This is a genomic window from Bradyrhizobium tunisiense, assembly GCF_042263385.1.
Lineage (GTDB): Bacteria > Pseudomonadota > Alphaproteobacteria > Rhizobiales > Xanthobacteraceae > Bradyrhizobium > Bradyrhizobium tunisiense.
Genome location: NZ_JBHLEV010000015.1, coordinates 41,217 through 60,304, shown reverse-complemented (window position 1 = coordinate 60,304; position 19,088 = coordinate 41,217). Strand labels below are relative to the sequence as shown.

Below are 19,088 nucleotides of genomic sequence, written 5' to 3'. Positions count from 1 at the left end.
GCCGCCAACTGAGCACGCGATGAACCGCGTGGCGTTGGAAATGGTTGAACTCGTCGCGTTAATGGGCAGGCTTGCCCTACGCTCACGCAATACGGTCGTTGAGATCAGCTATATTGTCAAGCGCGTTGTTGCAGCGAAAACTGCTGCAATTCATATCGGTGTGTAGCAAATCTATGCAAGCAACTGGCAAGCCGATCCTTCGCAGCGCTGAGAAGATTCCTCTTGCTGTCCGATGCTCACAGCGATTTCTTGCCCGTCTAACCATCTCATGCCGGAGACCACATGGTTGATGACAGCCGTTTGCCGAACCGCCCCCTCGATCCCCGTACCAAATGGTCCGCGCTTTCCCAGGCGGAACGCGATGCTGCCTATGACAACAACGCGGCCGTCAAGAACAGCGCGGCCCTGATCGCCGAGCGCAACGACGCTTCCGGCCGGCTGCGGGGCACGCTGAAATCCCATCTCGACCTGCCCTATGGCGAGCGTGCGAACAACAAGATCGACCTCTACCCGGCGGCAAGGTCCGATGCGCCCTGCCTGGTGTTCCTGCACGGCGGCTACTGGCAGCGCAATTCCCGCGAACTGTTCGCGATGCTGGTCGAAGGCGTTGCTGCGCATGGCTGGTCGGTCGCCATTCCCGGCTATTCGCTGGCCCCCGGCGTCACCCTTACCGACATCGTCGGCGAAATCCCGCGTGCACTCGACTGGCTCGTCGCGCATGGCGCGTCCTACGGCATCGCGGGACCTGTCGTGCTGTCAGGCTGGTCCGCAGGCGCCCACCTCGTCGCGATGGCACTGGATCATCCGCACGTCCACGCCGGGCTGGCGATATCCGGTGTCTACGATCTCGCGCCGATCCGCGACACCGGTCTCAACAACGCCCTGAAGCTCACTGACGAGGAAATAGCCAAGCTCTCGCCGCTGCGCCTGCCGGTGACGCCGAAGCGACTGGATATCGCCTATGGCAGCAACGAGCTCCCGGCGCTCGTGCTCGATTCAATCCATTTCCATGAGAAGCGCGCGGCCGAACGGGCGCACGGCAAGCTCATTCCGGTCGAAGGCGCCGACCATTTCACCATTCTCGAGGCATTGCGGCGCCAGGACGGCATTCTGGTCGATGCCGCGAGGCGGCTGCTGGACTAAAAAGTGCGAAAACAACCCCATGCACAGTAGAATGCCTTTGTTTCCTCGAGCGAATTTCCGCAGGCCATTCACGACGGACGGGCTTTGACGCGTCGGGCAAAACAGGGGCATGATGGCATCATCGCCCCGGTTGTCTTGGCTCCGCCTCAATCCAGACTTGCTCTCCTCTGATCCGCACCGGATAGAGCCGCAACGGCGGGCTCGGCCATCCCGACGTGATCGTCCCATCGCGTAGATCGAATGAGGCCGCATGGCGCGGGCATAACAGCCGCCCGGCCGTCACCTGCCCTAAACCGAGATCTGCCTGTTCGTGCGGACAGGCGCGCTCGCATGCAACGACATCGCCTTCGTTCCAGATCACCAGCAGGTCGTGCCCGGCGACGCGGACGATGCTCTCCGCCTCCAGCCGGCCGAGATCGCAGACGGCAATCCAACCGGACTCGTCCGGACGAACAGCCGCATCATCCACCGAGATAGGCCTTCCGCACATGCTCGTTCTCGATCAGCTCGGCGCCGGCTCCGGACAGCACGATGCGGCCGTTCTCGAGCAGATAGGCATGATCGCACATCTCGAGCGCTGCGAACGCGTTCTGCTCGACCAGCAGCACCGTGGTGCCGGCATCGCGAATGGCGCGAATGATCGCGAAGGTGCGCTCGACGATATTGGGTGCAAGCCCGAGCGAGGGCTCGTCGAACAGGATCAGTCGCGGCCGCGACATCAGCGCCCGCCCGATCGCGAGCATCTGCTGCTCGCCGCCGGACAGCGTGCCGGCCGCCTGCCGGCGCCGCTCGGCGAGCCGCGGAAATTCCGTGTAGATGCGATCGCGATCGGCCGCGATCTCGCCCGAACCACGACGGAGGTAGGCCCCCATGTCGAGATTTTCCTCGACGCTCATGTGTGGGAACACCCGCCGCCCCTCCGGACAATGCGCAATCCCGCTCGCCAGCACGCGCGGAGGCTTCGCCCCCGTGATGTCGATGCCCTCGAACCGCATCTGTCCCGCGCGCGGCGGCACGAGGCCGGAGATCGCGCGCAGCGTCGTGCTCTTGCCGGCGCCATTGGCGCCAATCAGGGCGACGAGCTGACCGGCCTTCACGTCCAGCGAAATCCCGCGTAACGCGGTGACGCCGCCATAGCCGCACACCATGTCGCGGATCTCAAGCACGCGCCGCTCCATGTCCAAGATAAGCCTCGATCACCGCCGCATTATTGCGGATTTCGTCCGGTGTCCCCTCCGCGATGATGCGGCCGTAGTTCAGCACCACGATGCGATCGGAGACCGTCATCACCATCGGCATGTCGTGCTCGACCAAGAGGATCGTAATGCCGCGGTCGCGGATGCTACGGATCAGCTCGATAAAGCGGTGCGTCTCCGAGGCATTCATGCCCGAGACCGGCTCGTCGAGCAGCAGCATCGACGGCTCGGCCGCGAGAGCCAGCGCGACGCCGACCAGGCGCTGCTCGCCATAGGAGAGCGAGCCGGCCGCATCATGAGCGCGGCGTTCGAGACCGACCCACTCGATCAACTCGCCGGCGCGCTGCCGCAGCTTGCGCTCCGAGGCGCGCGCGCCGGGCAGCCCCAGGATGGCGTCGAGCAGGCGGACCCTGCCCTGGCGATGCAGCCCGATCAGGAGATTGTCGTACACGGTGTCGTTGGGAAAAACGCTGGTGCGCTGGAAGGTGCGGATCAGGCCGAGATCGGCGATCTCGTGCGGCTTCAACCCGGCAAGCGTGATTCCCTGATAGGTGACGCGGCCCGCGCTCGGCGTCAGGAAGCCGGTCATGACGTTGAAGGCGGTGGTCTTTCCAGCACCGTTCGGCCCGATCAGACTGACGATCTCGCCCTCGCCGACGGTGAAGCTCATGTCGGAGATCGCAACCAGCCCGCCGAAGCGGACCGCGACCTGCTCGACCGTCATGGCAATGCCGCGCGCCGTCATCATGCCGGCTCCTTGGCGCCGGTTTCGGGAAGCGTCGCCGGCGCCAGCGCCGGCGGGGGGCTCCCTCTCCGGCTAAATCGCTGCGCCAGCGAGGGCACAATGCCGCGCGGCAATACGAACAGGATGGCCATCAACACGCCGCCATAGGCGATCCATTGCGCTTCCGGCGCCATGACCGGCCGCAAAGCGACCGGCAGCAGGCCGAAGATCAGGCCGCCAACAACTGGCCCGGCCAGCGACCCCTTGCCGCCGGTGATGACCATGATGACCATGGTGACGGTGTTGATGAAGGCAAAGACTTCAGGATCGATGATCCGGATGTAGTGCGCATAGAGGCTGCCGGCCGCACCCGCGATCGCCGCCGAGATCACCGCGGCGATCGTGAGCGTCCTGGTGACGTCGATACCGACGGAGACGGCGAGCGTCTCGTTCTCCATCAGCCCGCGCATGGCGCGGCCGAAATGGGAATGAACGAGGCGCGCGATCAGGAGATAGGCGATGAGCGCCACCACCAGCACGAGGTAGTAGTTCTGCATCTTGGTGCGCAGCGTCAGCTCGCCGAAACCGGGTAACGGCAGCGCGACGGATGGAATGTTGGTCAGCGCCAGCGGACCCTGCGTCAGCTCGACCCAGTTCAGCGCGACAAGCCGGACCACCTCGGCAAAAGAGATCGTGACGATGACGAAATAGGCGCCGCGGACGCGGAACGAGAGCAGCCCGACGAAATAGCCGCATAATCCCGCGATCAGTATCGCGAGCACGAAACCCGCAATCGGCGGCCATGGCGTGTGGACCAGACGAAGGTCGCCGGGCAGGCCGATATCGAAGCCGAGCGATGTCAGCGCACTGACATAGGCGCCGATGCCGAAGAACGCGATATGACCGAGGCTGAGCTGGCCGGTGAAGCCGAGCAGCAGGTTGAGGCTCATCGCGCCGATGACAAAGATACCGGTCGTGATCAGCGCATTCAGGAGATAGGGGTCGCGCAGCCAGAGTGGCACCGAGGCGAGCGCTGCGACCGAAAGAAGGGTGATGACTGCCTTCATCCCACGCGCTCCGCGCGCGCGAACAGGCCGGTCGGCCGGAAGATCAGGACCGCGATGATGATCAGAAAGCCCATGGCGTCGCGATAGCCCGACGAAACGTATCCGGCCCCGAGCTCCTCGGCCAATGCTAGGATGAAGCCGCCGATCACCGCGCCCGTGATGTTGCCGAGGCCACCCAGGATGACGATGGCAAAGGCCTTGACCGCAGCGAGATCACCCATTTGCGGGAAGATCACATAGACCGGCCCGAGCAGAGCGCCCGCGGCGGCGGCAAGGCTCGAGCCGACCGCGAACGTCGATGTGTAGATCATATCGACGTTGACGCCCATCAGCGAGGCCGTGTCGTGATCCTGGAACGTCGCCCGCATCGCGCGGCCGAGGCTGGTCTTGTTGATGAGGAGGTAGGTCACCACGATCAACAGCGCTGCGGCGGCGAGAACGAAGAGGCGCAACCAGGACACCGACACCGGCCCGAGCACCAGGGGCGCCTCGGGGAATGGCGTGGCCACCGACTTGGCGACGCCGCCCCAGATCCACAGCGTGCCCGACTGCATCGCGATCCAGGCGCCGATCATGACCAGCATCGTGGTGTCGATGTCGGAGCCGCGCAGCGGGCGCAGCAGGGTGAGTTCGATCGCTGCGCCGAGCAGCCATCCGGCCAGCACGGCCACCGGCAATGCGAGGAAGAAGTTCAGGCCGAGCTGCTGCACCACGATGAACATGACGTAGGCCCCGAACGTGTACAGCACGCCGTGCGTGAAGTTCACGACGTTCATGATGCCGAAGATCAGCGTCAAACCGATGCCGAGCAGCGCATAGGTGCCGCCAAGCACGAGCATGTTGACGAGATGCTGGAGAAATTCGTTCAAGGCCGTTCCCGAATGATCTGGATGCCGGCGAGGGCCGCGATACGCCGCCCTCGCCCCGGAAGAAGCGAAGCTAGAGCGTCTTCATCTCGATCTTGCCGTCGTTGATCTCGATGAGATAGACGTTCGGCTGGCTTTGCCCGCTCTCCTTGCCTTCGGGCCCGGACTTGCGGAACACGATATCGCCGTTGAGCCCCTTCACCTTGATGTCCCAGAACGCTGCCTTGATCGCCGCCGGCTCGGCCTTGCCCGCCTTCTCGATCGCAGCGGCCACGGTGCGGATGCCGTCATAGCCGCGAAAGCTCTCGGTGCAGCCGGCGAAGTCGAAACCGCGCTTCTTCCATTCGGAGACGAAATAATTGGTCGCTTCCGGGTTCGGCGTCTTGTCGGGGAACCACGGCAGGAACGTGGTCAGATGCATGGTCCCGTTGGCTGCAGCTCCCGCCTGGGCGATGATCTGGTCCGGATTCTGCGAGCCGCCTGTGGTGATGATGCGCTTCTTCAAGCCCAGCGCAGCAGCCTGCTTGAAGATCAGGGTGAGCTGATCGACCGCGGTGGTGACGATGACCGTTTCGGAGTCCGAGCTCTTGATCTTGGAGAGCTGCGCGCTCATGTCCTGCGCGCCCTGATCCATGGTTTCGACAAGGCCGACGGCGATCCCCTTCTCCTTCACCATCTTGCTGAAGTCTTCGGCCGTGCCGCGGCCCCAGTCGTTGTTGATCACAAGGAAGTCGACCTTCTTCAGGGCGAGCTTGTCGACGATGCCCTTGAAGGCCGCGGCCTCGACCGCAGAGGGCGGCGAGATGCGGAAGATGAAGGGATTGCCCGTTGTCGTGATCTTGCCCGAGGACGAGGTCTCGACCACCATCGGTGTCTCGTATTCCATCAGCTTCGGCATCACCGCAAGCGTGAGGCTCGAGCCCCAGGCGCCCATCAGCACCGGCACCTTGTCGCTGGTGATGAGCTTTTCGGCGACGGCAGCGGCTTCCGTCGGGTTGCTCTTGTTGTCCTCGATCACGAGCTCGATCTTCTTGCCGAGCACGCCGCCCTTGGCGTTGATCTCGTCGGCGGCGATCCTGGCACCGTTGACGACATAGGTGCCGGAGGCCGCGAACGCGCCGGTGAGCGGCTCGTTGACGCCGATCTTGATGGTCTGCGCCTGTGCGGCGCCGCCGAACAACGCCGTCGCCAGCGCGATTGTCCCAACCAATCCGAATGCTCGTGTCATGTTATCTCTCCAAATCCCACGCTGTTGATGCCTTGCAGTCCAAACTTCGTCACTCTGCCGGTATTCGACGCACCGATCCGTCATCCCGGCTCGGCTTTGCGACCGAACAGGCGCGCGATGCGGGCGCGCAGGACGTCAGAGACGATCGACCAGCCGCTCAGTTCGGCCGGGGTCGCCGTCCCGGAGGGCACGCCCGACATGTTGCGGTCGAGATTGTTGGCGAACTCCGCAACCAGGCGCCGGGCGAGATCCCTCACCAGGCCGGGACGGCCGACCTGCGCCAGTAGTCCCGTGAGCGTGTAGCCGATCGACAATTCGACGCGGGTCGCCGCGCCGCCGTCGAGCGGCAGCAGCCGATAACGGATCTCGCCTTGCGTCGCCGAATGGCTGCGCTGGTCGCTGCCGATGCCGACGATTCTCCCCGTGAGCGTCGCCGGGTCGCGCTCGACGCGCGCAGCTCCCTCGAAGGCCGCCGCGATCGGCCCGAGCCTGACGCGGATGGCACCTTCGGCACGCTCCGGCGTGGGTCGTGCCGTCAACGTCACGCCGGGAAGGCAGGCTGCGATGCCTTCGATCTCATCGAACATCGCGAACACTCTTTCCGGCGCGTGCGACAGCGTGAAGTGTTGATCAAGAACAGTCGCCGGGGTGAAGTCGGGAATGATGCCCCGAGCGGCATTATCCGATGTCGGTGCCAACGCCTGGCGGGTCGGCTGCCGCGACGGCTCGGTTCGGCTGGGCGCGGCGCGCCCGGAACCGGCGGGACCGAGGATGGTCCGGCCCCCATCGGCCTGCGGCGCAATGTTGCGCGCGCGCCGGGCTTCGATGACGGACTGCACCGCCCGCACGATGCCGACATAGCCGGTGCAGCGGCAGAGGTTGCCGCTGAGGCCGACGCGAATCCGTCGTTCGTCGGCATCCGGCAAGCGCAGTACCAGGTCGCGCGCGGAGACCAGCATTCCCGGCGTGCAATAGCCGCATTGCAGCGCATGCTCGCGGCTAAAGGCGGCGCGCAGCTCGGTCGTAACCTCGTCCTCGTCAAGTCCTTCGATCGTGGTGATATCGGCGCCTTCGCAGGCCACCGCATAGGTGATGCAGGAGCGCGCCGGCACGCCGTCGAGCAGCACGGTGCAGGCGCCGCAGACGCCGTGCTCGCAGCCGAGATGCGTACCGGTCAGGTCGAGCTTGTCGCGCACGAAATCGGCGAGGCTGGTACGCGGCTCGGCCGGCAGCTCCACCGCGCGCCGATTGACATTGAGCGCGATCGTGGTCATGCCGCGGCCTCCTGCACGGCGCGCTTCAACACGCTGAGATGGATGTGGCGCTGCGCGGCGTCGTCGATACCGGCCTTGACGAGAAGAGCGTCGGCAACGCGGATGTCGAAACGCTGCTTGTAGTCCGCGGCAATGCGCCCGCCGAACAGCTCGGCCGCGTCGGTCACGACGATCGGCGCCGCGTCGATCGCCCCGATCACGATGCGGGCGGAGGCGGCGGCCGGATCGACCAGCGCCGCGCCGATGGCATGGGCGAACTCGCCGGTCTTGCGGCAGCTCTTGGCATAACCCCAATGCGCGGAGGCCGCCCGCGCCGGCACATGGATCGCTTCGACGATCTCGCCGGTGTGGAGAGCCGATTCCAACGCACCGACGACGAACGCTTCGATGGCCATCGCGCGCGCCCCGGCAAGGCTGCGCAGCCCTACCCGCGCGCCCAGGGCAGCCAGTGCCGAAATCCAGTCGGCGGCGGGATCGGCGTGGCTCAGCGAGCCGCCGACCGTGCCGCGATTGCGCACCGCGCGATAGGCGATGTTCGCAGCAACACCGCGCATGGCGCCGCGTGTCACGTCGGACGTGCGGCCGTCCTCGATATCGGCATGCGTCACCAGGGCCCCGAGCACGAGCTCCCCACCGGAGAGCTCGGCCTGCTTGAGTTCGGCAAGGCCGGAGATGTCGACCACCAGCTCCGGCTGCACCAGCCGTAGATTGAGCATCGGGCCGAGCGACTGACCGCCGGCGATGATTTTTGCCGCCCCGCCGGTCGCGGCGAGCATCGACAGCGCCGTGTCGAGATCTCGTGGGCGTTCGTAGGCGAAGGGCGCCGGTTTCATGCCGCGCTCCGTTCTGCAGCGCGCGCGGCCAGCACGGCCGTGACGACGCGATGCGGCGTGATCGGCGACTGCATCAGCTCGACGCCGAGCGGGCGGAGCGCATCGTTGACGGCATTGGCAATCGCGGCCGGCGGCGCGATCGCCCCGCCTTCGCCGATGCCCTTGACGCCGAACTGCGTATAGGGCGACGGCGTCTCCATGTGATCGAGGCGGGCTGCAGGAACCTCGGTCGCGCCGGGAAGCAGATAGTCGGCAAGCGTCGTCGCCAGCGGCTGGCCCGACGCGTCGAACGGCATTTCCTCGTACAGTGCGGTGCCGATGCCCTGAGCGAGACCGCCATAGATCTGGCCGTCGACGACGAGCGGGTTGACCAGCACGCCGCCGTCCTCGACGATCACATAGTCGAGGATCTCGACTTCGCCGATATCAGGGTCGACGGCGACGACGACCGCATGCGCGGCATAGCTGAAGGTTCCGCTGTCCCGCACGGGCTTGTAGCCTTGCGTCACCTCCAGCCCACCGGGATCGACATCAACAGGAAGATCCTGCGGGCGGCGATACCAGGTGTGGGCGATCGCCCTCAGGCTAACGCTGCCATTGACGCCGCGCACCTCGCCGTTCTGCAACACCACCGAGGCCGGATCGTGCTGCAACAGCTTTGCGCCGATGCGCCTGGCGCGTTCGCCGAGCTCGCGGCAGGCCGTCGCCACCGCGCCGCCGGCCATCACCATCGAGCGCGAGCCCCAGGTGCCCGTCGAATAGGGCGTCATCGCGGTATCGCCGAGAATGATGCGGATTCTTGCAACGTCGATGCCAAGCATCTCATGCGCGACCTGGGCAAGCGTCGTCTCCATGCCCTGCCCGTGCGAATGCACGCCGACGCGCAATTCGAGGCCGCCGTCCGGCGTCAAGCGTGCGGAAGCCTGTTCATGGCCGGGCACCATCGGGATGCCCCAGCCGGAATAGACCGAAGTGCCGTGCGCGGCCTGCTCGCAATAGATGGAGACGCCGACGCCGATCCGGCGGCCGTCGGCCTCGCCCTGCGCCTGCTTCGCGCGAATGGATTCGACGTCGATCGCGGCCAGCGCACGCCGCATCGCCTGCGGATAATCGCCGCTGTCGAAATGTTTTTTCGTGATGTTGTCGAACGGCATCTGCTCCGGCTGGACCAGGTTGCGCAGCCGCACCTCGCCGGGCTCCAAGCCGGCCTCCGCCGCCACGAGGTCGAGCATCAACTCCAGGGCAAAACAGACGCCGGTGCGCGCCACACCGCGATACGGCAGGATCGGGCATTTGTTGGTGGCGACCGAGAAGGTGCGGCAGCGATAAGCCGGCATCTTGTACGGACCGGGCAGGATGCTTGCGACCTGCGCAGCTTCCAGACACGCCGAAAACGGATAGGACGAGTAGGCGCCGGAATCCACGGTCGCCTCGCAATCGATGCCGCGCAACGTCCCGTCGCGATCGGCGTAGAGCGTGATCCTGTAATGATGCTCGCGGCAGTTGGAGCTGGCGACGAGGTGTTCGCGGCGGTCCTCGGTCCAGCGCACCGGATGGCCGCGTTGCATCGTCAGCCAGGACAGGCAGACCTCTTCGGGCAGCAGAATGCCCTTGTGGCCAAAGCCGCCGCCGACATCGGGCGAGATGACGCGGATCTGCCCTTCCTCCAGGCCGAGACATTCGGCAAGGCCGCTGCGCGTGATGTGCGGCATCTGCGCCGCCGAATGCAGCGTGAGCTGGTCGAGCCGCGGGTCGAAGGTCGCAACGACGCCGCGGCCTTCCAGCGGCGACATGCATTGTCGCGCGGTCGAGATCTCGCGCGTCACCTTGATCGGCGCATCGAGCGCGGCGGAGATGTCGACCTCGTAATTGGTCTCCAGAAAGACGTTGTCGCCCCAATGCTCGTGCACCAGGGCCGAGCCCGGCTCGCGCGCCTTCAGCATGTCGTAGACGGCGGGCAGCTCTTCCAGATCGAGGATCACCGATGCGGCGATATCCTCGGCCTCGGCGCGCGTCGGAGCGACACACATCGCAACGAGCTCGCCGACCTGGCGCACCTTTCCGGTCGCGAGCACCGGCTGCTCGGAGATCTTGAAACCCGGCAATCCCGAGACGGCGCGGATCGGCTTGATGCCGACGAGGTCGGCGGCCGTAAAGACGCTGCCGCGATAGCGTTCGGGCACACGAATGCCCCGGATTCGCGCATGCGCCAGCGGGCTGCGCACGAAGGCGACGTCCTGAAGACCTGCGAGGCGGATGTCGGCGACGAACTGGCCGCGGCCGCGCATCAGGCGGTCGTCTTCCTTGCGCGGCAGCCGCGCCCCCACGCCCTGCCCGAACTTGCCAGAGGGGAATTCTCGCTCGTTGCGCACGCCGGCTTTCTCCTTCACCGCGAGACTTACGCCGCGACGGCCTGTGGCAGGATCGGCGCAACCGCGTCAAAGCGGCTACCGGCGCGCAGGCAGAACGCCGGCTGAAGCAGACGTTCGGCGATCACCTCGTTCTTCTCGTTGTCCTTGAGGACGAAGCGGCCGTTCCTCTCGTTGAGCACGGACACGTCGGCGTCCATGCCGACCTTGAGCGCGCCGATCTCCCCGCTGCGGCCGAGCATCCTGGCGGGATTGGAGGTGACCATCGGGACCACCTGCTCCAGCGACAGGCCGAGCGCCATCATCGAGCTCATCGCCTGGACCAGACTGAACTTGGCCTGGCCCGCGAAGGGATGGTTCTCCTCGTCCTCGTGCTGGTCGGGCGTCCCGGCCGGAGCCGGCACATGGGTGTTGTAGCCATGGATGTCGGCGCCGAGCGTCGTCGGAACGATTCCGGCGGCGATCGCCTTCTTGGCAAGCCGATAGGAGAAATGGCTGCCATGGCCGACATCGACTTTCAGGCCGCGGTCGAGCGCGGCCCGGATCACCGGATGCACCTCGCCTTCGCGGTTGACGAAACCGCCGGGATGGCGCGTGAAGGGATGGGCGAGGATGTCGCCCTCGCGCAGCAGCGGGATCACGCGGGTGAGGATGGTGTCGGCATCCTCGCCATTGGCGCCGCTCTCGGGCAGGCCCCAGAGCTGGCCGAAATGCACGTAGACCGGCAGGTCCGCCCGCTTGCCGATCTCCGCCGCCATCTCGATGACGCGAATGCCCCAGCGCGCGAAGCCGCCGATCTCGGCGTGGGCCTTGATACCGCGCACGATGTCGAGATTGGCCGTCGCCGCTTTCACGGTCGCATCGATGTCGACGCCATCGGGGCTATAAAGCTGCGGATAGAAATGCCCCTCGAGGCCGCCGACGAGATAGGCGGAAAGGAACGCATAGACGCGCGAGATCGACGGCTCCGCGCTGAAGTGACGAAAGCCGGGCAACGTCATGCAGGACGGGCCGCCCTGGTCGACCAGCGTCGTCACGCCCGACTGCACGCCGACCATGTCGGGGTTCATGCCGAAGCGGCCGGAGACATATTGATAGACATGCGCGTGGGTGTCGATCAGTCCGGGCAACACGAGCTTGCCGCTGACGTCGACGACCTCCTTCGAGCTGGTCGGCAGGATGTCGGATGTGACCGCCGCGATCTTGCCGTTGCGGATGGCGACGTCCCTGATGCCGTCCACGCCCGAGGCCGGACAGATCACGCGGCCGCCTCGCAGCAGAAGGTCAAAGCTGGCAGTGACGGACATGCGGCTCTCCTCTATTCGGCACGAGCGGTCGACCCCGACGCTCAAATTGCGAAGCATGCTTCGTATTTTGACAAAAGCAAGCATCGTGCCATGATCAGGCGGTGGCGGGCGCACTCGAATCGAGCTAAGCGCGACGGAGTTTTGGTTTGGGAGAGCGTGCATTGCGGCAAGCGCAGAAGCGTCGCGGCGGGAGCAAGCACCGCCCTTGGCCATTGTCGCAACGTCCCGGCTATCTGATCCGGCGACTGCATCAGATTCACGTCGCGCTGTTTCAGGACGCCTGCGGTGCCTTCGAGGTCACGCCGCTGCAATACAGCCTGCTATCGGCGCTGGCGGTGCGCGAAACCGCCGATCAGACCACTTTGGCGGCCGATATTGCCCTCGATCGCACCACGACGACCGGCGCCTTGAAGCGGCTCGCCGCGCGACACCTGGTCGAGCGTGCGGTCAACAAGGACGACCGGCGGGCGCGATTGTGCCGATTGACACCGGCTGGCGCCGCCCTGCTGGTCAAGATCGAAGGTGCGGCACGACGGGCGCATCGTGCCACGCTCGGTGATCTGAGCGAACGGGAACAGGCGCTCTTCATCGAAATGATGCAACGCATCGTGGCCGGCAACCCGAGTCGCGACAGTTCTGCTGCCCTATTCGATTGAGCGGCACTTGCTGCCCGCTTGAGATCGACTGCTCAATTTATCATCGTACCGCTGCCCGGTCGTGCAATGGCACGATTTATGCTGCGAGAATGCGAAGTGTACTTCCTATTGGGGGATGTCATGACGGATTCCGAACTTCGCGCCGATCTTCATAGCATCGAGCCAATCCCGGATGCGGACCGGGACTCGACGGGGCCGCAGCAGATGTGGATCTGGGCCGGCGCCAACATCGCGCCGGTCAACTGGGCGCTCGGCGCGCTCGGCATCATCCTGAAACTCGGCCTGATGGAAACCATCGCCGTCATCGTGCTCGGCAACATCGTCGGCTGCGCGATCTTCGCAACATTCACGGTGATGGGGCACAGGACCGGCGTCAACCAGATGGTGCTGAGCCGATCCGCGTTCGGAGTCCGCGGCGCCCGGCTGCCGAGCATCCTGATGTTCCTGATGACGCTGGGCTGGATCGGCGTCAACACCTACTTCCCGGTCAAGGTCTCGATGGGCATCCTCGGCCAGTTCGGTGTTCCCGACACCTGGCTGGTCGAGATGATCGTCATCACACTGGTGATGATGGTGCAGGTGCTGATCGGGATCTACGGCTTCTATGCGATCCGCACCTTCGAGAAGTACACGGTGCCGCCGACCATCGCTATCATGGTGCTGATGAGCGTCCTCGCGTGGACGCGGCCCGGCGTCGTCAATTGGGGCCTGACCACCTCGCTGCCGCCCGGCGCGCATCTGGCGATGCTGACGATGCTGATGACTGCAATCGGCGTCGGCTGGGGGATTTCCTGGGTCACCTGGGCCTCCGACTATTCGCGCTTCGTGCCGCGCTCGACGCCGTCGAAAGCCGTGTTCTGGTACAGCTATGTCGGCATGTTCGTGCCGACGGTCTGGCTCGGCATTCTCGGCGCGACCATCGCCTCGACGACGCTGGACACCGATCCCGCGAAGATGGTCAGCGCGGTGTTCGGCGGTCCCGTCAGCATCCTCGTTCTCCTGATGGTGCTGCATGGCCCGATCGCCACCAACATCCTCAACGTCTACTCGGCGACGCTGGCGGCGCTGAGTGCGGGGCTGAAACTCTCGCGCTTCTGGCTCACCATCATCGTCGGCGTCGCCGGCTATCTGGGCACCCTCTACTTCATCTTCGCGCCGTCGTTCGCGAAGGCGTTCGACCATTGGATGATCAGCCTCTTGTTGTGGATGAGCCCGTGGGCCGGCGTGGTGCTCGCCGACTTCTTCATCAAGCGCAAGGGCAGGATCGACGTCGCCGAGCTCTACCGCTCGCCGCAGACCAGCGCCTATGGCGACATCAACTGGGCCGGCATGATCGCGTTCTTCGCCGGCCTCGTCGCCGGATGGCTGGTGCAGGACGGTCTCGTCAGCGCGCTGCAGGGGCCGATCTCGATCAACCTGCTCGGCGGCGCCGACCTGAGCTGGCTGTTCGGGATCGGGGTCTCGGGCCTCGTCTATCTTGGGCTGAGCAAGCTCGTCACATCGCCTTCCTCGATCGTTGCGAGCAGCACGGGCAGGTAGCGGCAGACAGCAACGGCCTGGCCGCGCGGCCAGGTCGCACGCAAGATCAGATCAGACTGGACTTGCCCCGGCTGAGTACTTCGCCGGCACCCTTCGCGCCGACGATCCGCCCCTGGTCACACACGACCCGCCCGCGGGCGATGGTCGTCACCGGCCATCCCGTGATCTCGAGCCCCTCCCACGGCGTATAGTCCGCGCCGTGGTGCAGGTCGGCCTGCCGGATCGGCTTCTTCAGCTTCGGATCCCACAGCACGATGTCGGCATCGAAGCCGATTCCGATCGAGCCCTTGCGCGGATAGAGGCCATAGATCCGCGCATGGTTGGTCGCGGTCAGCTCGACGAACTTCTGCAAGCTGATCCGTCCCTTCGACACCCCCTCGGAGAACAGGATCGGCAGCCGCGTCTCGACCCCGGGGATGCCGTTCGGCACCCAGCGGAACGAGGTGCGCGCATTCGGCGTCAGCTTGCCCTTGGGGTCGTCGTAGCGGAACGGACAGTGGTCGGACGAGAAGGTCTGGAACACGCCTGATGTGATGCCTTCCCAGATCGCCTGCTGGCTCTCGGCATCCCGCGGCGGCGGCGAGCAGACATACTTCGCGCCTGAAATGTCCATGTTCAGGCCCTTCATGTCGTCGGCCGTGAGCGTGATGTATTGCGGACAGGTCTCCGCATGCACCGGCAACCCGCGCTGCTGGGCCCAGCGCACCTGCTCCATCGCCTCGCGTCCGGAGACGTGGACGATCATGATGGGAACGCCGATCACCTCGGCATGGCTGATGGCACGATGCGTCGCCTCGCGCTCGACCGCCTGGGGCCGCGACACGCCGTGATAATAGGGCGCGATATGGCCTTCACGCTCCAGCCTGGTGGTGAGGAAGCGGATGGCGTCGTAGCCTTCGCAATGGACCATGACCAGCGCCTCCTCGCGGCGCGCGACATCGAACACCTCGAGCAACTGCTTGTCGCTGAGCACGAGGTCGTCATAGGTCATGAACACCTTGAACGAGGTGTAGCCGTCCTTGACCAGCGCCGGCAGCTCCTGCCCGAGCACGACCGCGGTCGGATCGGAGATGATGAGATGGAACGCCGTGTCGATGTAGCACTCGCCCTCGGCGAGCGTGCGGTAGTTCTCGACACAGGTTCGCAGCGAGGTTCCTTTCTCCTGCAGCGCGAAGGGCAGCACCATGGTGTTGCCGCCGGCCGCCGCCGCGCGCGTCGCCGAGGCAAAATCGTCCGCCATCACCACGTCGGGACCCGACGGCTGGGAGATGTGCACATGGCTGTCGATGCCGCCCGGCAGCGCCAGCAGGCCGGTCGCGTCGATCTCGCACGCCGCGCCCTCGATGCTGTCGGCGATGCCGACGATACGGCCGCCGCGAATGCCGATATCGGCGCGAAATTCGTCGCTGGCCGTCACGATGGTGCCGCCGCGAATGGCGAGATCGAGCTGCGTCACAGAAGCCTCCGTTACCTGACGATCGCTGATGTCTGGAAGATCCGGCCCCACTGCGCAAGAGCCGTGACATCGCCGCCGGCAAGGCCGAGGGTCCGCCACAGCGTGACCGCGACCGAGTCGAGCACGGCGATATCCAGCTCCCGTTCCAGCGAGGCCGCAAGCGCAGCACCGTCGAGATTGGTGCAGAGGATAACGACGGCGTCGGCGCCCTCGGCCGTCACGGCGCGAACCATGTCCGCGATCGTGGCAGGCGTGACCTCGCCGAAGGAGAAATTGTCGCGCAGGCCAAGATGCCGCTCGGCATGCGGGGTGATTCCCTCCTCCGCCCAGACATCGGCGATGCGCCGCTGCACGTCATCCGTATAGGGTGAGACGAGGCCGACACGTCCGGCGCCGAGCGCGCGCGCCGCCTCGATGCAGGCGAGCGTCGACGTCGTCGTCGGCGCGCCCGTGCGTGCCGTGATCGCCTCGCAAAGGCTCCTGTCGCGGCCGATCCCGAGCCAGCTCGCCGAGGTGCCATTCCAGGCGATGGCGTCGACCCTGGCATCGGCCAGCAGATCCGCCGCCGGCAGCATCACCAAGGCGTCAAATTGACTGAGCGCCGCAGCATCGAGCGCGATCTCCGTGACGCGAAACCGCGAGAAATGCGCGGTGACATCGGCCACGTCATGCAGCATGGCATTGGTGACGGGCTCCAGCACCGAGTTGGAGGACGGCGTGATCATGCCGAGGCGCTTGCGCATGTCTCTACCTTACGACGCCTGCGCAAGGCGCGTCGACTCCTCCCGGATCAGGGACAGGATGCGGCGCTTTGCGTCGTTGAATTCCGGGCTCGTGATGTCGCGCGGGCGCGGCAGGTCGAAATTGACGGCCTCGCGGATCCGGCCCGGCCGCTTGGTCATCACCACGATCTTGTTGCCGAGCACCAGGGCCTCGTCGACGCTATGGGTGACGAACACGATGGTGCAGCGGCGCTTCTGCCAGATCGCGACAAGCTCCTCCTGCATTTCGAGCTTGGTCTGGGCGTCCAGCGCCGCGAACGGTTCGTCCATCAGGATGACGCTCGGGTTCATCAGCAGCGCGCGGGCGATGCCGACCCGCTGGTTCATGCCTCCGGACATCTCGGAAGGATGGTGATGCTCGAAACCGCGCAGGCCGACGAGATCGATGAATTCCATGGCCCGTTCGTGGCGCTCGGCTTTGGCGACGCCCTTGAGCTTGAGGTGGAAGGCGATGTTGTCGATCGCCGTCAGCCACGGCATCAGGGTCGGCTGCTGGAACACCACGCCGCGATCCGAGCCGGGCCGTTCCACCTGCTCTCCATCGACCAGTGTGCGGCCGGAGGTCGCCTGCTCGAAGCCCGCGATGATGTTCAGGAGTGTCGACTTGCCGCAGCCGGACGGGCCCAGCAGGCAGACGAAATCATTGGCCTCGATGTCGAGATCGATGTTGTCGAGCGTGAGCAGGTCACGGCCGCGCCGCTTGTCGGAAAACACCTTGACGATGTTGCGAAGCTCGATTGCCGCCATCAGCCCGCCCTGCCTTGCACGGTGGTCGTCTGCTGCCAGCGCAGCGTGCGCGCCATGATCGCCTTGAGGCCGAGATCGGAGAGATAACCAAGGAGCCCGATCGATATCATCGCCGCGAGCACGATGTCGTAGCGCAGGAAGTAATAGGAATCCCACAGCACGTAACCGAGTCCGCTTTTCACCGCGACCATCTCGGCCGTGACCGTCAGCATCCAGGCCGATCCGACCGCGATGCGCAGACCTGCGAAGATCGAGGGCAGCGCCGCCGGCAGCACGATGTCGGTCAGCATCTGCCGTCCGTTGGCGCCCATCATCGCCCCGGCGCGAACCAGATTGTGGTCCACGGTCTTGACGCCGTGGATGCTGTTCATCAGCACGGGAAAGAAGGCGCCGAGGAAAACGAGGAAGATCGCCGGTTTATCGGCGATGCCGAACCAGATGATGGCGAGCGGGATCCAGGATACCGGCGGGATCGGACGCAGCATCTGCAGGGTCGGCTCCAGCGTCTTCTCGAACAGGCGCGACCAGCCGATCGCCACACCGGCGAGAATGCCGAGCAGGCTTGCCAGTGCGAAGCCACCGAAGACGCGCAGGGCGCTGGCCACCGCGTCGCGCAGCCAATGGCCGGAATAGGTCTGCGTGGTCTCGTCGAAGCCGAACACCCAGTCGCCGAGCGCATGCAGCACCGCGCTCGGCGCCGGCAGCAGCGCGGGCGGAAGCATGCCGCTGCGCGCGAAGACTTCCCAGCCCGCGATCAGCAACCCAGGCACGACGAGGCGCTCGAGCCCCTGGAACGCCCGTGTCAGCCGAAGCCCACCCCTTGCCGGCGAGGCGTCAGTAACCGAGGTCATTCTTGACCTTTGCGGTGGCCTTTTCCAGGAACGAATAGTCCATGTTCTTCTCGGCTTCCGCGGAGACGTCCTTCGAGATGTATTTGAGATCGCGCATCATCGCGGCAATCGCGAGCGTCTGCGAACGATGGATGGCGGGATCGGGCGATGCATTTTTCAACGCCTCCGTCGCCACCGTCTTGTCGAGGCCCGTCAGCTTGTTGATGACCTCGATCCACGGTCCCTTGTCGGCGATCAGCTTGTTGTCGAGCTCGACCACGGCGCTGACGACGGCCTGCACGCCGGCGCGCTGGCTCGCGATCACGTCGGAACGGGTCACGATCAAATTGGTCAGATTTCCCGCGGCCTGATCGTAAGGAAGCACGAAGTGCTTGCCGGCCCCCGCAAGCCTGATCTGCGAGGCGAAGGGCTCGACCGAGCAGATCATGTCGACCTCACCGCGCTGCAAGGCCGGCAGATGGTCCGAGGGATTGGGAATGTTGATGAACTGGATGTCCTTGTTGGGGTCGATGCCCTGCTTGAGGAACGCGCCGCGCATGTGGATGTCCTGCGCGTTGCCGCGCGAGGCCGCGACCTTCAGCGGCTGACCGCCGCTCTTCGCCTTGAGAGCGGTCGCCTTGAACACGGCCCAGTCTTCGGGCGGCAGGTTCAGCTTCGCGGAGGAGAGGCATTCCGAGCCGCCGTTGATCTGGCCGGACACGGCGACGACGTCAAAGCCTTTGTCGAGGGCGGTGATGTAATGGAGGTAGGTGACCTGCGCGACGTCGATGCTCTTTGACACCAGGGCGGTCAGCACGTCGTTGCCGGAGTTGAAGCCGGTGGCCTCGACCTCGACATTCCTGGCCAGCCCCGGGATCAGCGACATCGGCAGGCAATGCGCGCATTTGGCAAAGCCGAGCTTGATCTTCGCGGTCTGCGCGATGGCCAGGTCGCCTCCGCCGAACATCGCCGCCATCACCACGAGGCCCAGTCGCAAACCCGTCCGCATCGCTTACTCCGTTTCGAAGGCGCGAGATCCGCGCGTCGTGCAGGATCATCGGTCGGGCTTCG

The 19,088-nt window shown here is 65.4% G+C and carries 19 protein-coding genes; 4 read left to right on the top strand and 15 right to left on the bottom strand.

Annotated elements, in window-relative coordinates:
- Positions 1-19 precede the first annotated feature (19 nt).
- A complete protein-coding gene (locus tag ACFDR6_RS35970; RefSeq protein ID WP_212092914.1) occupies positions 20-166 on the top strand; it encodes a hypothetical protein in 147 nt (48 codons plus the stop codon).
- A gap of 116 nt (positions 167-282) precedes the next feature.
- A complete protein-coding gene (locus ACFDR6_RS35965; RefSeq protein WP_375861320.1) occupies positions 283-1,143 on the top strand; it encodes an alpha/beta hydrolase in 861 nt (286 codons plus the stop codon).
- A gap of 118 nt (positions 1,144-1,261) precedes the next feature.
- Here ACFDR6_RS35965 and ACFDR6_RS35960 read toward each other — a convergent pair whose 3' ends face one another.
- The 10 genes from ACFDR6_RS35960 to ACFDR6_RS35915 form a co-directional block, all read right to left on the bottom strand.
- A complete protein-coding gene (locus ACFDR6_RS35960; RefSeq protein WP_375861319.1) occupies positions 1,262-1,612 on the bottom strand; it encodes a Rieske (2Fe-2S) protein in 351 nt (116 codons plus the stop codon).
- Complete coding sequence (locus ACFDR6_RS35955) at positions 1,605-2,309, bottom strand: ABC transporter ATP-binding protein (RefSeq protein ID WP_212092917.1); 705 nt, start codon at positions 2,307-2,309, stop codon at positions 1,605-1,607. The genes ACFDR6_RS35960 and ACFDR6_RS35955 overlap by 8 nt, the downstream gene beginning before the upstream one ends.
- Entirely contained in the window at positions 2,302-3,084 is a 783-nt protein-coding gene (locus tag ACFDR6_RS35950; RefSeq protein WP_375861331.1) for an ABC transporter ATP-binding protein, read from the bottom strand. Before ACFDR6_RS35950 ends, ACFDR6_RS35955 begins: the two co-directional genes overlap by 8 nt.
- The gene (locus ACFDR6_RS35945; protein WP_375861318.1) at positions 3,084-4,130 is read right to left on the bottom strand and encodes a branched-chain amino acid ABC transporter permease; all 1,047 of its coding nucleotides are present in this window, start codon (positions 4,128-4,130) and stop codon (positions 3,084-3,086) included. Before ACFDR6_RS35945 ends, ACFDR6_RS35950 begins: the two co-directional genes overlap by 1 nt.
- Positions 4,127-4,999 (bottom strand): branched-chain amino acid ABC transporter permease, encoded by an 873-nt coding sequence (locus ACFDR6_RS35940; RefSeq protein WP_317240142.1) that lies wholly within the window; start codon positions 4,997-4,999, stop codon positions 4,127-4,129. The genes ACFDR6_RS35945 and ACFDR6_RS35940 overlap by 4 nt, the downstream gene beginning before the upstream one ends.
- Before the next feature lie 70 nt (positions 5,000-5,069).
- Complete coding sequence (locus ACFDR6_RS35935) at positions 5,070-6,224, bottom strand: ABC transporter substrate-binding protein (RefSeq protein WP_212092921.1); 1,155 nt, start codon at positions 6,222-6,224, stop codon at positions 5,070-5,072.
- Between the two features lie 80 nt (positions 6,225-6,304).
- Positions 6,305-7,498: a xanthine dehydrogenase family Fe-S subunit gene (locus ACFDR6_RS35930; protein ID WP_375861316.1), complete on the bottom strand. Its 1,194-nt coding sequence runs from the start codon at positions 7,496-7,498 to the stop codon at positions 6,305-6,307.
- Positions 7,495-8,331 carry an FAD binding domain-containing protein gene (locus tag ACFDR6_RS35925; protein WP_375861314.1) on the bottom strand — a complete coding sequence of 279 codons (837 nt, stop codon included), beginning with the start codon at positions 8,329-8,331 and terminating at the stop codon, positions 7,495-7,497. The genes ACFDR6_RS35930 and ACFDR6_RS35925 overlap by 4 nt, the downstream gene beginning before the upstream one ends.
- Positions 8,328-10,721, bottom strand: coding sequence for a xanthine dehydrogenase family protein molybdopterin-binding subunit (locus ACFDR6_RS35920; RefSeq protein ID WP_375861313.1), 2,394 nt, complete (start codon positions 10,719-10,721; stop codon positions 8,328-8,330). The genes ACFDR6_RS35925 and ACFDR6_RS35920 overlap by 4 nt, the downstream gene beginning before the upstream one ends.
- An 8-nt stretch (positions 10,722-10,729) precedes the next feature.
- Positions 10,730-12,007 (bottom strand): amidohydrolase/deacetylase family metallohydrolase, encoded by a 1,278-nt coding sequence (locus tag ACFDR6_RS35915; RefSeq protein ID WP_375861311.1) that lies wholly within the window; start codon positions 12,005-12,007, stop codon positions 10,730-10,732.
- A gap of 161 nt (positions 12,008-12,168) precedes the next feature.
- Between ACFDR6_RS35915 and ACFDR6_RS35910 the strand changes: the two genes are divergently transcribed.
- Together ACFDR6_RS35910 and ACFDR6_RS35905 are read left to right on the top strand one after the other, a co-directional pair.
- Positions 12,169-12,663 carry a MarR family winged helix-turn-helix transcriptional regulator gene (locus tag ACFDR6_RS35910; protein ID WP_317240148.1) on the top strand — a complete coding sequence of 165 codons (495 nt, stop codon included), beginning with the start codon at positions 12,169-12,171 and terminating at the stop codon, positions 12,661-12,663.
- 120 nt (positions 12,664-12,783) lie between these two features.
- Positions 12,784-14,202 carry a cytosine permease gene (locus ACFDR6_RS35905; protein ID WP_375861309.1) on the top strand — a complete coding sequence of 473 codons (1,419 nt, stop codon included), beginning with the start codon at positions 12,784-12,786 and terminating at the stop codon, positions 14,200-14,202.
- Between the two features lie 46 nt (positions 14,203-14,248).
- Here ACFDR6_RS35905 and hydA read toward each other — a convergent pair whose 3' ends face one another.
- Genes hydA through ACFDR6_RS35880 form a run of 5 tightly spaced genes read right to left on the bottom strand, consistent with a single transcriptional unit; the run spans position 14,249 to position 19,026 of the window.
- Complete coding sequence (hydA, locus tag ACFDR6_RS35900) at positions 14,249-15,658, bottom strand: dihydropyrimidinase (protein WP_375861308.1); 1,410 nt, start codon at positions 15,656-15,658, stop codon at positions 14,249-14,251.
- Between the two features lie 11 nt (positions 15,659-15,669).
- Positions 15,670-16,401 (bottom strand): maleate cis-trans isomerase family protein, encoded by a 732-nt coding sequence (locus ACFDR6_RS35895; protein ID WP_375861307.1) that lies wholly within the window; start codon positions 16,399-16,401, stop codon positions 15,670-15,672.
- 9 nt (positions 16,402-16,410) lie between these two features.
- On the bottom strand, positions 16,411-17,187 hold the full coding sequence (locus tag ACFDR6_RS35890; RefSeq protein ID WP_317240152.1) for an ABC transporter ATP-binding protein: 777 nt from the start codon (positions 17,185-17,187) through the stop codon (positions 16,411-16,413).
- A complete protein-coding gene (locus ACFDR6_RS35885; RefSeq protein ID WP_212092930.1) occupies positions 17,187-18,038 on the bottom strand; it encodes an ABC transporter permease in 852 nt (283 codons plus the stop codon). Before ACFDR6_RS35885 ends, ACFDR6_RS35890 begins: the two co-directional genes overlap by 1 nt.
- Positions 18,022-19,026, bottom strand: coding sequence for an ABC transporter substrate-binding protein (locus ACFDR6_RS35880; RefSeq protein WP_375861306.1), 1,005 nt, complete (start codon positions 19,024-19,026; stop codon positions 18,022-18,024). Before ACFDR6_RS35880 ends, ACFDR6_RS35885 begins: the two co-directional genes overlap by 17 nt.
- Positions 19,027-19,088: the final 62 nt, after the last annotated feature.

Bases quoted from the DNA above. Each gene is read 5' to 3' on its own strand.
- ACFDR6_RS35970 (WP_212092914.1), top strand. From the start codon at position 20: ATGAACCGCGTGGCGTTGGAAATGGTTGAACTCGTCGCGTTAATGGGC.
- ACFDR6_RS35965 (WP_375861320.1), top strand. From the start codon at position 283: ATGGTTGATGACAGCCGTTTGCCGAACCGCCCCCTCGATCCCCGTACC.
- ACFDR6_RS35950 (WP_375861331.1), bottom strand. From the start codon at position 3,084: ATGACGGCGCGCGGCATTGCCATGACGGTCGAGCAGGTCGCGGTCCGC.
- ACFDR6_RS35945 (WP_375861318.1), bottom strand. From the start codon at position 4,130: ATGAAGGCAGTCATCACCCTTCTTTCGGTCGCAGCGCTCGCCTCGGTG.
- ACFDR6_RS35935 (WP_212092921.1), bottom strand. From the start codon at position 6,224: ATGACACGAGCATTCGGATTGGTTGGGACAATCGCGCTGGCGACGGCG.
- ACFDR6_RS35930 (WP_375861316.1), bottom strand. From the start codon at position 7,498: ATGACCACGATCGCGCTCAATGTCAATCGGCGCGCGGTGGAGCTGCCG.
- ACFDR6_RS35925 (WP_375861314.1), bottom strand. From the start codon at position 8,331: ATGAAACCGGCGCCCTTCGCCTACGAACGCCCACGAGATCTCGACACG.
- ACFDR6_RS35915 (WP_375861311.1), bottom strand. From the start codon at position 12,007: ATGTCCGTCACTGCCAGCTTTGACCTTCTGCTGCGAGGCGGCCGCGTG.
- ACFDR6_RS35905 (WP_375861309.1), top strand. From the start codon at position 12,784: ATGACGGATTCCGAACTTCGCGCCGATCTTCATAGCATCGAGCCAATC.
- ACFDR6_RS35895 (WP_375861307.1), bottom strand. From the start codon at position 16,401: ATGCGCAAGCGCCTCGGCATGATCACGCCGTCCTCCAACTCGGTGCTG.
- ACFDR6_RS35890 (WP_317240152.1), bottom strand. From the start codon at position 17,187: ATGGCGGCAATCGAGCTTCGCAACATCGTCAAGGTGTTTTCCGACAAG.
- ACFDR6_RS35885 (WP_212092930.1), bottom strand. From the start codon at position 18,038: ATGACCTCGGTTACTGACGCCTCGCCGGCAAGGGGTGGGCTTCGGCTG.
- ACFDR6_RS35880 (WP_375861306.1), bottom strand. From the start codon at position 19,026: ATGCGGACGGGTTTGCGACTGGGCCTCGTGGTGATGGCGGCGATGTTC.